The sequence below is a fragment of the Dapis purpurea BLCC-M126 genome, assembly GCF_050015975.1.
In the GTDB taxonomy this organism is placed as follows: Bacteria; Cyanobacteriota; Cyanobacteriia; order Cyanobacteriales; family Microcoleaceae; genus Trichodesmium.
Genome location: NZ_JBNHER010000326.1, coordinates 1 through 13,703 on the forward strand (window position 1 = coordinate 1; position 13,703 = coordinate 13,703).

Consider the following 13,703-nt stretch of genomic DNA (forward strand, 5'->3'; position numbering starts at 1 on the left):
TTCGAGCTTGGTAGTAGAAACTTTTTAGCTTGGCAATGGAAAAGTTCGAGCTTGGTAGTAGAAACTTTTTAGCTTGGCAATGGAAAAGTTCGAGCTTGGCAGTGGAAAATTTCTAGCTTGGCAATGGAAAAGTTCGAGCTTGGCAGTAGAAACTTTTTAGCTTGGCAGTGGAAAAGTTCGAGCTTGGCAGTAGAAACTTTTTAGCTTGGCAGTGGAAAATTTCGAGCTTGGCAGTGGAAAAGTTCGAGCTTGGCAGTAGAAAAGTTCGAGCTTGGCAATGGAAAAGTTCGAGCTTGGCAGTAGAAAAGTTCGAGCTTGGCAGTAGAAACTTTCTAGGTTAAACCTAGAGGTTTCAAAACTCTTTTGTTGGGTTCGCTTCGCTTAACCCAACCTACTATATTATTCATTATCAATTATCCATTAATTACCTTTATTTTTCCTGTCACTGTTTCAGAAATTAGAGTAGTTCGATATTCTTGGATTAATTTTATTTCCTTTTCTATTGTGGCGAGCGATCGCTCAATTTTTTCTGATTTTTTTTCAATGAATAAGGCAATTTCTTTTTGTTCTGGGAGAGGAGGTATTGGCATAACAAAGTTGCGCAAAATCTCTGTATTAATAGAATCTCTTGTAGATCCAACTGAATAAAAACCAACAAAATTAGATACTAAGCTCGAACTAAATATGTGAACTGAAAAGTAATTGTATAGAATAGGGTGGTTAATTCTTAACCTTAGCATTTGACCAGATATCATCCAACCTTTTTCTCGTTCAGTGACTAAAGCAATACGCCCAATACTTCCAACTCGACTAAAAACAATATCTCCTACTTGTAAACGATATATTGATAAACTTTGAGCTTTTTCTTCTGAAATTTTAGGAATATTAGAATCATCAATATGTAAATTCTTTACATTACGAATTAAAATTAGTGGAACACCTTCCTCAACATAATCACTAGCATGAAGTTGGGCACCAAAAGGTCCTGTTTGAACAATTCCATGGTCGTTTTTAGCTAAGTGTTTTACTTTTCTCACCTCCCAATGTTCGGGTATTTCTCCTAACCATTCAATGCCAGAAAATTTCATCGGAACATCTGCGTTAAGACCTTTAGTAACTGCCTGATTAATAATAACGGTTTTCTGTTCTTTTAGTAGTTCTATCATCCGTTGTTTTTTGGAAATATATTTATCTATTTGGGCGAGTTGTTTGTCTAGGAAATTAGCGATCGCTTGTTGTTCTAATAGAGGAGGTAAAATGCAGGTCAAACTAGCAACTTCACCAACTGAAACAGCATCATAGGTACTACCAGTAGCTAACCTATAAAGTTCTTGTCTAACAATCATTAATAAGTACCAAGTGTAGTTAGGAGATATTTTTTCTTGCCTCGTTTTAATAGCACATAAACCTCTACCAATACCGTAACTTTGGTTGGCGATATTAAGTGCGCCTACAGGTGCCCGTACAGAAAGTAAAATATCACCAGAGTCAGCATATTTATTCGCTGTTTTACAGTAAATTTTTGGTGAAGGATTTAATTTTCCAAATTCAGCATTACCCTGAAGAAATGGTTTCCCTTCACCTTCATAGCTATATTCATCTGAGTTAGGAGATTGACCCATATTAATAATAGCTATGTACTTTAATTTTCTCATCTCCCAATGTTCAGGAATATCCCCCAACCATTCAACACCAGAACTTTTATAAGCTGGATACTTTTGAAAATTCAAATCAACCATATTTTCCCAAAACCTCCTAATTAAAAAAGTAAAATTTTCCTAAGTAAACAAGTAGATACTGATAACTAATAACTGATTTAATCTTCCAAGTCTTCTACTTCAGTAGGAGATGCTGATAACTGATAACTGATAACTGATAACTGATGTAGCATTCCCTCCGCTTCCTTTTCCAACTCTAAAAGTTCTTCCACAATATCCTCTAAACTCCGCAACTTCTGAAATTTATAAAAATACTTAGTAAAGGAAATCTCATAACCCCTCACCACTTTATAAAAATCTATCCAAGCATCAGGAACATGAGGCAAAACTTCCCTCTGAAAATATTCCTCAATATCCTCTTTTAACGGCACATTTTCTGTATCCCTTAATTCCACATCCGGTTGATAAACAACTCCCTTTTTCGTCCGCTTCAAAACTACAGCTTCTCCCCGCTCATCCTTTTCAGTAAAAATCTGATAAATCAAATCCAAATCCCGCTTTTTCAACTTCCACTCCTGCTCTTTCAAAACTTTCTCAAAATCTCTCTTCACCAAATTAAAATCCCACTGCACCTCCTCACCAAACAACTCCCGCAAAATCTCCACCACTCCCAACAAATCATCACCCATCTTTTCCCCAAATTCCTGAACCCTTGCCGCCGTAACTTGAAAACTAAAACGCAAAGGTCTCTCCACAACAATCTTATGAAAACCAAAATCCTGATTATCAAAAATTCGACTATTATCCGACTCCGAAAAATCGAGAAATTCCTGAGTTATCCTGTCAATATCCTCCCCCCGCAACTCACAATTTTTACTCCCCAAATTTTTCCTCAATTTCCCATACCATTCCGTCGCATCTATCAACTGCACCTTTCCGCGACGATGAACAGATTTTTGATTAGAAAGAATCCAAACATAAGTCGCAATACCAGTGTTATAAAACATATTTAACGGCAAACCAACAATACATTCCAACCAATCATTTTCAATAATCCAGCGCCGAATATTACTCTCGCCACTACCAGCATCCCCCGTAAATAAAGCCGAACCATTATGAACAATTGCTATTCGACTTCCCAACTTTGTCGAGTCTTTCATTTTAGAAAGTTTATTCACCAAAAATAATAATTGCCCGTCACTACTCCGGGGAATAAGTTGTAATTCCTCCCCCTGATGTTTCACCAAAAACCTATTATCTTTTATCTCCTTTTTTCTCCCTACTAAAATCTCATCTTGATCGACTTTCCAAGATTTTCCATAGGGAGGATTAGCCAACATAAAATCAAATGTCAAATCAGGAAAACCATCATTAGCAAGAGTCGAAGCATACTTAATATTATCCGTATCTTTTTCCTTAATTAACATATCCGCCTGACAGATAGCATAAGTCTCCGGATTAACCTCTTGCCCATACAAATAAATAGTTACTTTTTTTCCCATTCCTGTTGCCAACTCCTGCAAAAAATTTTCTGCTTCGGTCAACATTCCGCCAGAACCGCAGGCACAGTCATAAACTAAATAAGTGCCGTTTTTAATCTTGTCTTTCACAGGCATAAAAATCAAATTAACCATCAACTTAATAATGTCGCGGGGAGTAAAATGTTCTCCTGCCTCCTCATTATTTTCTTCGTTAAATCTTCTAATCAATTCCTCAAAAACATAACCCATCCCCAAATTAGATAATCCAGGTTGAATAACCTTTCCTTTTTTATCTTTCATCGGTTCCGGACTGAGATTAATTTCCGAGTCAGTAAACTTTTGAATTAAAGAATAAAGGCGGTTATGTTCGACCAAAGTTTCCAACTGATTTCGGAACTTAAACTTACTGATAATTTCCTGAACATTGTCGCTAAAACCATTCAGATAATCTATCAAATTCTCTTTAATAAGATTAGGTTCATCCAGCAATTTTTTCAGAGTATAGGGAGAAGTATTATAAAAAGGATATTTAGTAAATTCTGTTAATCCAGATTTATCAGTAATATTCATTTTTTCATAAAAATCATTCTCTGCTAAAACTTCTGCTTTAGTAGATTCAAGCAAACAATCTAACCGCCGAATAACAGTCATCGGCAGAATTACATCTCGATACTTTCCCCTAACATAAACATCCCGCAAAACATCATCAGCAATTCCCCAAATAAAACTAACAATTCCGTTATGTGTACCGTTATCCATTCTCGTAATTTATAGTCAAAAGTAATTAAAGTCGAGAATTAAATTTTACATCAGATTCGGTTATTAATTTGGTACAACTGACATGGTAAATATTTTTTGCTTGCCAAATGATTTGTGAAAAAAAACTGTAGGGTTTTGGTCTCCAAACCCAAGCTAAAAAGGGATTTGGAAACCAAAACCCTACGATAAAATGATTGCTATATTTCTGTTTGAAATTGTCTTTTCAATTCCTCTGGCAATATCATCATCCAGTCTATTAACAATAACTATGACTATATTCTCTAGGTCACCATTTTTTCTCTTCATCTCCCAACACAGCTAAACTGACTACTTCTGTATTTTTCAACCGATACTTATCATAGATGCGGTAATGATAAACATACATTCTTTCGCCAAAATCACTTTCATATTGCCCTTGGATTTCTGTGTGAATCAAGATAATAGTTTCTTGACTATTTTTTAGCCAAACTTTAACTAACTTATCTGCTAAAGGTTTACCTAAATTAGCATATTGAACAATTTGTTGAAACTCTTTATCCAAAGTTTCATAACCTTCTTCCCAATCAATTTATCGGTGAGCATCAGGAAAAAAGAAAGCCATAAATTCGGGAAAGTAAACATCTAATGCTTCTTTCCAAGGACTATCATTTCAGTTATTAGTTATCAGTTATCAGTACCTCCTACTTTCTACTTTAGTAGGAGGTACTGATAACTGAATTTATTTTTTTTCATCCCTTTGAAAGCGGAGGCTTGAAACCTTATTTTTTGGTTATCTCCTCCTGGGGTTGGATTTTCCATATTGTAAACTTTTTCATCTACCTACTTAGAGATAGTTTTCATTATTCATTATCAATTATCAATAAATATTCTCTCCCAGTTCAACTCTATTTCTAGTGGTTTTGGAGACAAAACATCTACATTATTTACTCGCCACCTTAATAAATTATTTCCACAATTCCCGACAATTTCACTATCCATTCCTAAAGCTTTTCGAGGTGCAATAGTCGCCAAATAAATTCCCGTCTCTACATCACAAATTCCCCACTTCACCAAATTATTAACTCCAACTAATAAAGGTAAAGTAGTTCCTGCTAAAGTTCCATCTTCTAATCTTACCGTACCGTTTTTAACTTCTATTTCTCTAGTATCCCAAGGGTAAATTCCATCTGCTAATCCTAAAGGTGCTAAAGCATCACTAACTAAAAATATTCCCTGCTGATATTTACTTGCTTTCAATAAAATTTCTATCATTGTTGAACAAACATGATTACCATCAGCAATTAAACCACACATAACGTCAGAATTTGTAATTGCTGCTCCTAATAATCCTGGTTTTCGATGATGTAAACTCGGCATAGCGTTAAAAGCATGAGTCACCATTGAAGCTCCCAATTTAAAAGCTATTTCTGCTTGATTTGCTGTAGCCTGAGAATGCCCTAAACTAACTGTAATTCCTAATTCTTTTAAGTATGGAATTACTGTTTCTGTACTGTCTAATTCTGGAGCTAAAGTGATAATTTTAACTGTTTGAGCATAATCGCCAATTACTTGTTTGATATTTTCAATAGTTAATGGTATTAAGTATTCGTTAGGATGAGCGCCCCGTTTTTCTGGATTCAAAAAAGGTCCCTCTAAATGTACACCCAAAATTTTTGCTGTTTCTGGTGCTTGGGGTTGGGAGGCCAAATTGTGGAAGATTCGGAGCGATCGCTGAATATTATCTATAGAAGTTGTGACAATAGTAGGCAAAAAAGCATCTATTCCTTGTTGCCATAAATATTGAGAAATTTCATTTATTTTGGTTATGGAAGTTTCATCTACTTCCGGAAAAGGTAAACCTAAAGCACCATTAATTTGTAAGTCAACTCCACCTAGAGAAACCCAGTCTTCTTTAACATCAATAGTATTAGATGTAGTAGGCAAAAGTTTTTCAGTCTGAGGAATAATTTGCTCAATTTTGCCATGAGAATTGATTAAAATTTCCTGTAGGTTTTGACAACCAGGAATTTTAGCGTTAATAATTTTAGTGGTTAAGTTCACGAGTTTAAATTTTAAATTACAGCTAGGAATATACAGTAGTTTGTAACTTGATGAGGCAAAAAATTATGGGTAATTAGGTAATATAGTAATCCTATTTAAGTTGTAATATTTTGGTGGCAGTTAGGAGTCACGAGTAGTAGGGGAGCCGTCAAATTGGCATACAGAATTTACTCATCTTTTCAGCTCAAATTAAATATTATAAAAATTTTCACAACCAATGGGGGGATTTCTATATATAAAGAGGAAATAGAGATTACAGTAAGAATTCGGCAGTTAGTGACTAATAAATAAGGTCTCAAGTCTCCTCTTGCAAGGGTATAAAAGGAAATTTCGTATTTTATTGCCTTCAGCTAGAGGTACTGATAACTGATAACTGAAACTGAAAAAAAGCTGAATCCTTACAGATTATGTAAAACTGTACCTCACCACCTTGAAAAATACTCTATTATAATTGGTGTTAAATTGAAAGGGAACTTAAAAATAAATTTTTAGTCAAAACAAGTCTATTAAAATGCAGAAAAATCTACTTAAAATTTCCACTCTAAGCTTTCTATTTATAAGTGTTTTATTTGCACAAAAAAGTCAAGGTACAACTATAACATCTGCACCTCCCATATCATTTCAAGTGAACCAGGTATCACAATGGTTTACAGGCTTATTTGATAATACTAAACAAGTAGCTAATAACCCAACTATTCCTCCAATTACAATGTCGAACTGTGGGGTTAAACTTTTTGGGAGTGAGTTGATGGAAAACACAGAAACTGTTTATTTAGAACAAAGAACAGGAGGATTTCCATTTCGAGTGCGGTTGTATTCTTTTTTCAGTAATAATGATTCGCAAGTTACTATTAGTATTAATCGTTTCCTTGATGAAACTTCTTTACTAGGTTTATGCGATCGCCCTCAATCTCAACAAGTTATTAATGCTACAAATATAGATGATTTTAGCTGTGAAGTTAACCTGTCTTGGATTTCTAATAGCTATGTAGGAAGTAATGCACCAGTGGGTTGTTCGACAACTTTTCCTGGAGGTAAAGTTGTTTCTGATGTTTTAATTAAACCTAATTTTATTGAGTCTTTGGATCAAATTTTCGACGGAAATGGTGATCTTTTATTTGGTACAACTATAGCTTTTGAAAGAGTAGGAACAGTTCCCGAACCTTCGATATTATTGGGGTTATTTGCCTTCAGTGCGTTAGGTATAGGAATAGTCCCCAAACATGATGAGTAATTCTGTTTATTTGACACTTTAATGTTAATACTTATACCAAATGCAAAAAAGGCAGTTACATTTTAATTTGTGATTTATGCCTGCAATAAAAAATTTGCTTATTCCATAAATTATAGAAATCTGACCTTTTTTGCTCTTTCTTATTATGTTTTTATTTGACTATTACCTATACCTTATTCCCTATATCATGACTGTAAGAATATTTTATGAAATTGGTATTATTGTATTTTAGTTAAAAATTCATCAGGGTGAAATTATTTCATTGAAATTTCATTGCTATAAATTTTTAGACTAATTATTTTTAGTGAATTTTAAACAAAATATCAGTTTTATTTCTATATGGGATAAATTTTTACTGTATTTACTTAATTATTAACGTGACAATTTTTTAGAGCAAATCTAATATCATAATATAATTTAATTGTTCTGACTCTTAGTAATAAAAAATAAACTCCTGATAACTGATGACTGAAATGAATCCCATAGTCGGAATTATAATGGGCAGTGACTCAGACTTGCCCACAATGCAAGAAGCGATCGCCATCTGCGAAGAATTTAACGTACCCTCTGAAGTTGCCATTGTCTCAGCTCACCGTACCCCCCAAAGAATGTTTGAATATGCCGAAACTGCCCATCAAAGAGGATTAAAAGTTATCATCGCCGGAGCAGGAGGGGCAGCACATCTACCAGGAATGGTCGCATCTTTAACGCCACTCCCAGTCATAGGTGTACCAGTACAAACCCGAACATTACAGGGAGTAGACTCATTATATTCTATAGTGCAAATGCCAGGAGGAATACCAGTAGCCACAGTAGCAATCGGTAATGCCAAAAATGCTGGCTTATTAGCAGTTCAAATCTTAGCATCCCACCAACCAGAATTATTAGAACAAGTACAAAAGTACCGCCAGACCTTAGCTGAATCAGTAACTGAAAAACAAACTAAACTAGATCGACTCGGATATCGAAAATATTTAACATAAACTTAACCATTATGCAAATATTTTATGGTAAAAAACTGACAAATACTTGCTATTGTAACTGGCAGAAACTGTTGTAGAAATACTCTATATCCAACTACTTATAAATAAGAATAGTAGTCATTGATACAGAAAATTAATACAACAATTAGTGCGATATTTTTTGCATTTGTAATCTCACAAATTAACTTGGTCTTGAAAATGACATCTAAACTAAAGTTTAGGAGCAACAGAACAAAAAACAAACGGTTATTATCAGCAAAATATAGCCGTTTCTTAGAACCGACAGCACTAATCAATCAGCTACGTCGGACAAAATGGTTTTCCCCGACTACATTAGCCTGCATACCTCTGGTATGTGTAATTATTGCTGTTTGGGCAGGAGCAGCAACCGCCCAAGAGCAACAATTAACCCCAGAGTATATAAAAGGGGTTTTAGATGCGATTTGGATTTTGGTAGCTTCAGTCTTTGTGATTTTTATGAATGCTGGTTTCGGAATGTTAGAAACAGGATTCTGTCGCCAGAAAAATGCAGTTAATATTCTGGCAAAAAACTTAATTGTATTTGCTATTGCTACATTAGTCTACTGGTCTATTGGATTTTCCACAATGTTTGCTGGAGACCATCCCTTGATTGGTGGAGGTGGTTTTTTCCTAACTGGCGAATCTAGTACATATGGACTAGATCCATTTCCTGCTGGTTTGCCAGTACCCGTATTTTTCTTATTCCAAGCAGCTTTTGCCGCCACTGCTGCAACTATTGTCTCTGGAGCAGTAGCAGAAAGAATTGAATTTTCAGCCTTTTTACTGTTTAGCTTATTAATCACAGGTATTTCATACCCTATTACTGGACATTGGATTTGGAGTTCTAGTGGTTGGCTCAATGAAATGGGTTTCAAAGACTTTGCAGGTTCAACAGCAGTTCACTCAGTAGGCGGCTGGGCAGCATTGGTAGGAGCATATCTGCTTGGACCCCGGATGGGCAAATATGATGAAAATAATCAACCAAGAGCTATTCCTGGCCATAACATGGGTTTTGCTACCTTAGGCTGTTTAATTCTTTGGATAGGTTGGTTTGGCTTTAACCCTGGTTCTCAACTTGCAGCAGATGAAAATGTGGTTTATATTGCCGTCACCACAAACTTAGCAGCAGCAGCAGGGGGAGCTACCGCAACTATTACATCTTGGTTGAAAGATGGTAAGCCAGACCTTTCAATGATTATTAACGGAGTTTTGGCTGGCTTAGTCGGGATTACTGCAGGTTGTGATGGCGTATCTTATTTAGGTGCAGTAATTATTGGTGCTGTAGCTGGTATAATTGTCGTTTTTTCAGTTTCCTTCTTTGACAAGTTGCAAATTGATGATCCTGTAGGTGCAACATCAGTTCACTTAGTATGTGGGGCTTGGGGTACTTTAGCCGTTGGTATTTTTGTCGAAGGTGCTAATATCTTTACTCAAGCTATAGGTATTATCTCAGTCGGATTGTTTACAGTTATACTCTGTACTATTTTCTGGCTAGCTTTGAAGGCCACTGTGGGTATTCGTGTCCATCCAGAGCAAGAATATCAGGGTTTGGATATTTCTGAACATGGTATGGAAGCTTATAATGGCTTTGTGAAAGAACCTGATGCTCTTGGGGCTGGTGTTTCTCACGATCATTCCCAGTAAAATAGCCATAACCTAAGTGCTTTAGATTTATTATGTAGGGACTATAAACAACAATCTGAAGACAAGTCCGGAAAGGTAATATCAATTCACTGTAAGGATGTCACAAATAGTTTCAAACTTTAATTAATTGTCAAATAATTGCTCGAAACTATTTTCTTATCAAAGTTTTTAATCGATCAAATCTGACTTCTGACTTCCCTTCCGTGAAATGGTATAACTTTCCTGGCTTAGTTTAACCAAGTATCTTGAGAGAACAGCATAATACTTGTATGAGGAAACTAAATCCAAGTCATTCAGCTAGCCTAAATAAGACGCTCTCAAACCTAATGTGGGAAAACCTAACGTCTGGAAGGTGGGGATAATGTTAACTCCTCTAAAGATGTTCTAAATTGGGATTAGTTTTCTTGATTGAGAGGACTAATAGTTAACGAAAACTAATTGAATTTAGCTACCGTGTTTACTTTCTCTAGAGATATTCCAACATGGGTTTGGTGTTCTTTAGCTGGTAATGGGCTACTATCATTGACAGTGGCTATGCTAATTGTAACTGATTACAAGTTACCAGAAGATCCTCAAGCAAGTGCTACAATTACATCCACTACGACTAACAGTATTGAATCTAATAGCCCAAGCCCACTATTTGGGGAACCTCGAACAGAACTTCTGGCTATTGGTAGAAACCATAAATGGACTTATGACCAATGGGTGGAACAGTTACAGCGAGAGGCGATTGCTGCAGCTAATAATCGTCCTGATCGTCTAACTATTTTAGTAGGAGATTCTTTGAGTCTTTGGTTTCCCTCAAAATTTCTTCCCTGGGATAGAAATTGGTTAAATCAAGGAATTTCTGGAGAAACTTCGACAGGTCTATTAAAGAGATTATATTTATTTGATAGTACCAGACCAGAAACAATTTTTGTAATGATTGGGATTAATGATTTGGTACATGGTGTGGACGATAGGACAATTTTGGCCAATCAAAGAAGAATTATTCGTCAATTACGAGCTGTTCATCCAGGGAGTCAAATAGTTGTCCAATCTATTTTGCCCCATAGTGGAGAGTCGGCTACCTGGGAAGGTCGCGATCGCCTACTCCAACTATCGAACAGTCGCATCAGAAAAATCAATCTTCGCCTGAAAGCTTTGGCTGATTCTCAAGGGGCTTTCTTTTTAAATCTTTACCCACTATTTACAGATGCTCAAGGTTTTCTGCGATCTGAACTGAGTACTGATGGCCTACATCTGAATGATAAAGGTTATCAAGTTTGGAGTACAGCAATCAAAATGTACAGCAAAATGAGATTGGAAGAACCTCAGTAAAGACAAGAGAAGGACCAGGGGAGAAAGGAAGAGAAGGTTAGTAAGAACTATAGCGACACACTAGATTTAGGATTGATCAGTGGAGTTAGCTATAGATTTTCTATATGTACTAGAGTTTTATTGCCCTATTCTCATCAGAATAGATTTCTGGAATTTTAGCGATGTAGAAAAAATACTATTTATGGATATGAGATTCAGAAGTATGGGTCTACACTATCATCCATCTAGGGTTTTGCCAGAAAATTAGCTATAGATTTTCCTAGCTGTTTTAATCTAGCTTGACTTTTTTTACCTTAAATTATAGGAAGAAATAAATATCTGGAATTTTTGCTATAGATGAGATGTAGAAAAAATACTATATATAGCAATCCTCGGCATATTCGTGGCAAAAATCTTACTCCTTTTTAGGGAACACTTAACTGGCAACAGGCAACAGGTAAGAGTTTCAACTTTTTCTTTTTAATCAACCGCAACCTATGCACGGATTACTATATAGAGATTCAGAACTATGGCGCTACACTATATCTAGTGCAGGATGACGGAAATAAGTGACCAGTGACAAAATACTCAAAGCCTTACCAATCAAAAATTCTGAATTCTGAATTCTGACTTCCGCGTAGCGGTACTAGGGTTTTACCAGAAAATTGGCTATAGATTTTCCTAGCTGTCTAAGCTTTTATAGCCCTATTCTCATCAGAATAGACCTCTTCAATTTTTCTGTTGAAAAACATTGTAAGATAAAACAAATTTCAGCAAAGTTTAATAGTCAAACATAATGGATACAAAAGCTTTTACCAGGGCACTAAAAAAATCTGATAATTATAACCGTAAAGGATTTGGTCATGCAGCAGAAGTAGCAACAGTTATGGAGTCTGTCTATCAAAGTAACCTAATCCAACAGATTAGAGATAATAACTATACTCTACAAAAAGGTGATGTTACTATCAAACTTGCAAGAGCTTTTGGTTTTTGTTGGGGTGTGGAAAGGTCTGTAGCAATGGCTTATGAAACTCGTCAACATTTCCCTAACCAACAAATTTGGATTACTTACGAACTAATTCATAATCCTTCTGTGAATCAGGATATGAGGGATATGCAAATTAATTTTATTCCTGTAATTGATGGTAAAAAAGATTTCTCTGTAGCTGGAAATAATGATGTAGTAATCTTACCTGCTTTTGGTGCAAGTATTCAGGAAATGCAAATATTGAAGGAAAAAAATTGCCAAATTGTTGATACTACTTGCCCTTGGGTTTCTAAAGTTTGGAATAGTGTAGAAAAACATAAAAAGAAAAAGTTTACTTCTATTATTCATGGCAAATATAGTCATGCAGAAACTATTGCCACTAGCTCTTTTGCTGATAAATATTTGATACTTCTTAATATATCAGAGGCAGAATATGTTTGTAATTATATTCTGAATGGTGGGAACCGTGATGAATTTATAGCGAAGTTTAAGCGTGCTTATTCTGAAGGTTTTGACCCAGATGTAGATTTAGAACAAGTTGGTATTGCTAATCAAACAACTATGCTAAAAACTGAGACTGAAGAAATAGGAAAGTTGTTTGAAAAGACAATGATGAAAAAGTACGGACCTGATAAATTAAATGAGCATTATCAAAATTTTAATACTATCTGTGATGCTACTCAAGAGCGACAAGATGCCATGGCAGGTTTATTTGATCAAAAGTTAGATTTAATGGTAGTGATAGGAGGTTTTAATTCTTCTAATACGACTCATTTGCAGGAAATGGCAATAGAAAATAATATCCCTTCCTATCATATTGATGGTGCTAAAAGGATTTTATCTGGTAATAGAATTGAACATAAACCTTTAGGAAGTGAAGTGAAAATATCTGAAGGTTGGCTGCCTGAAGGTGAGATAGTTGTGGGTGTAACTTCTGGTGCTTCAACTCCTGATAGAGCTGTTGAAGATACTATCAATAAAATTTTGGAGATGAAGTTGGTTGTTATGAATTGAATACTAGTCTGTGTTGATTGAGAAAATTTAGGGGTGATACCTATATTTGTATAGTTTCACCACTATTATAGAATAATTTGGTGGTGCTAAATTACTCTACTAATTTCTTAAATTTTGCTTTGCTGAATTAAGGGATTAATAATGAATTTAGATGTAACAGACAAATTCAAAAATTTAAGAAGCGTGAATTAAACATCTCCTTATATTTATCATATTTAGCGGCTTGCTGATTAAATCTAAAAGCATTTACACATAAACGCTTTTCCCTTTGTGTTTGTGTTTTGTGTGTGGTCTAAAAGTGCCAGCTTTTTGCTTACTATCCACAAAATTTTTCCATGCAGTATTGGGAATTGCTTGAGCTAGTTTTCCTCTCCCTACCAAATCTAGACCTGTAGTTTCTTTAGACATAAGATATTATTATTAATATGGTTAGGTCTATTTCATTAATTGATAATTGATAATGGATAATTGATAATTACCTCTGGTTAAAACCGACAGGATTGAAGATAAGGAAATATTATTTCTTTTCTCTTGGTCGATTGGATATGGCGTTTCGCTGCGCGACATGAAAAGCGTTTCGCT

General features: G+C 35.3%; 11 protein-coding genes. 6 read left to right on the forward strand and 5 right to left on the reverse strand.

Annotated features, from left to right (window positions below; genetic code table 11):
- The first annotated feature begins 161 nt into the window (after positions 1-161).
- On the forward strand, positions 162-341 hold the full coding sequence (locus tag ACP6PL_RS29820) for a hypothetical protein (protein WP_426548991.1): 180 nt from the start codon (positions 162-164) through the stop codon (positions 339-341).
- A 72-nt stretch (positions 342-413) separates the two neighbouring features.
- Here the strand turns inward: ACP6PL_RS29820 and ACP6PL_RS29825 are convergent, their stop codons facing one another.
- The 4 genes from ACP6PL_RS29825 to nagA all read right to left on the reverse strand — a co-directional run bounded on the left by ACP6PL_RS29825 (position 414) and on the right by nagA (position 5,938).
- On the reverse strand, positions 414-1,739 hold the full coding sequence (locus tag ACP6PL_RS29825) for a restriction endonuclease subunit S (RefSeq protein WP_426548992.1): 1,326 nt from the start codon (positions 1,737-1,739) through the stop codon (positions 414-416).
- A 77-nt stretch (positions 1,740-1,816) separates the two neighbouring features.
- Entirely contained in the window at positions 1,817-3,898 is a 2,082-nt protein-coding gene (locus ACP6PL_RS29830; protein ID WP_426548993.1) for a type I restriction-modification system subunit M, read from the reverse strand.
- Positions 3,899-4,184: 286 nt separating this feature from the next.
- Positions 4,185-4,439 carry a hypothetical protein gene (locus ACP6PL_RS29835; protein WP_426548994.1) on the reverse strand — a complete coding sequence of 85 codons (255 nt, stop codon included), beginning with the start codon at positions 4,437-4,439 and terminating at the stop codon, positions 4,185-4,187.
- A gap of 308 nt (positions 4,440-4,747) precedes the next feature.
- Positions 4,748-5,938, reverse strand: a complete 1,191-nt coding sequence (nagA, locus tag ACP6PL_RS29840) for an N-acetylglucosamine-6-phosphate deacetylase (RefSeq protein WP_426548995.1) — start codon at positions 5,936-5,938, stop codon at positions 4,748-4,750.
- 511 nt (positions 5,939-6,449) lie between these two features.
- Between nagA and ACP6PL_RS29845 the strand changes: the two genes are divergently transcribed.
- From ACP6PL_RS29845 to ACP6PL_RS29865, 5 genes are all read left to right on the forward strand, one after another.
- Positions 6,450-7,172: a chromophore lyase CpcT/CpeT gene (locus ACP6PL_RS29845; RefSeq protein ID WP_426548996.1), complete on the forward strand. Its 723-nt coding sequence runs from the start codon at positions 6,450-6,452 to the stop codon at positions 7,170-7,172.
- Positions 7,173-7,645: 473 nt separating this feature from the next.
- Positions 7,646-8,155 carry a 5-(carboxyamino)imidazole ribonucleotide mutase gene (gene purE / locus ACP6PL_RS29850; RefSeq protein WP_426548997.1) on the forward strand — a complete coding sequence of 170 codons (510 nt, stop codon included), beginning with the start codon at positions 7,646-7,648 and terminating at the stop codon, positions 8,153-8,155.
- A gap of 198 nt (positions 8,156-8,353) precedes the next feature.
- A complete protein-coding gene (locus ACP6PL_RS29855) occupies positions 8,354-9,820 on the forward strand; it encodes an ammonium transporter (protein ID WP_426548998.1) in 1,467 nt (488 codons plus the stop codon).
- A gap of 534 nt (positions 9,821-10,354) precedes the next feature.
- Positions 10,355-11,140 (forward strand): SGNH/GDSL hydrolase family protein, encoded by a 786-nt coding sequence (locus ACP6PL_RS29860; protein WP_426548999.1) that lies wholly within the window; start codon positions 10,355-10,357, stop codon positions 11,138-11,140.
- Between the two features lie 775 nt (positions 11,141-11,915).
- Positions 11,916-13,121 carry a 4-hydroxy-3-methylbut-2-enyl diphosphate reductase gene (locus tag ACP6PL_RS29865; RefSeq protein ID WP_426549000.1) on the forward strand — a complete coding sequence of 402 codons (1,206 nt, stop codon included), beginning with the start codon at positions 11,916-11,918 and terminating at the stop codon, positions 13,119-13,121.
- A gap of 246 nt (positions 13,122-13,367) precedes the next feature.
- Here the strand turns inward: ACP6PL_RS29865 and ACP6PL_RS29870 are convergent, their stop codons facing one another.
- Entirely contained in the window at positions 13,368-13,529 is a 162-nt protein-coding gene (locus ACP6PL_RS29870; RefSeq protein ID WP_426549001.1) for a hypothetical protein, read from the reverse strand.
- Positions 13,530-13,703: the final 174 nt, after the last annotated feature.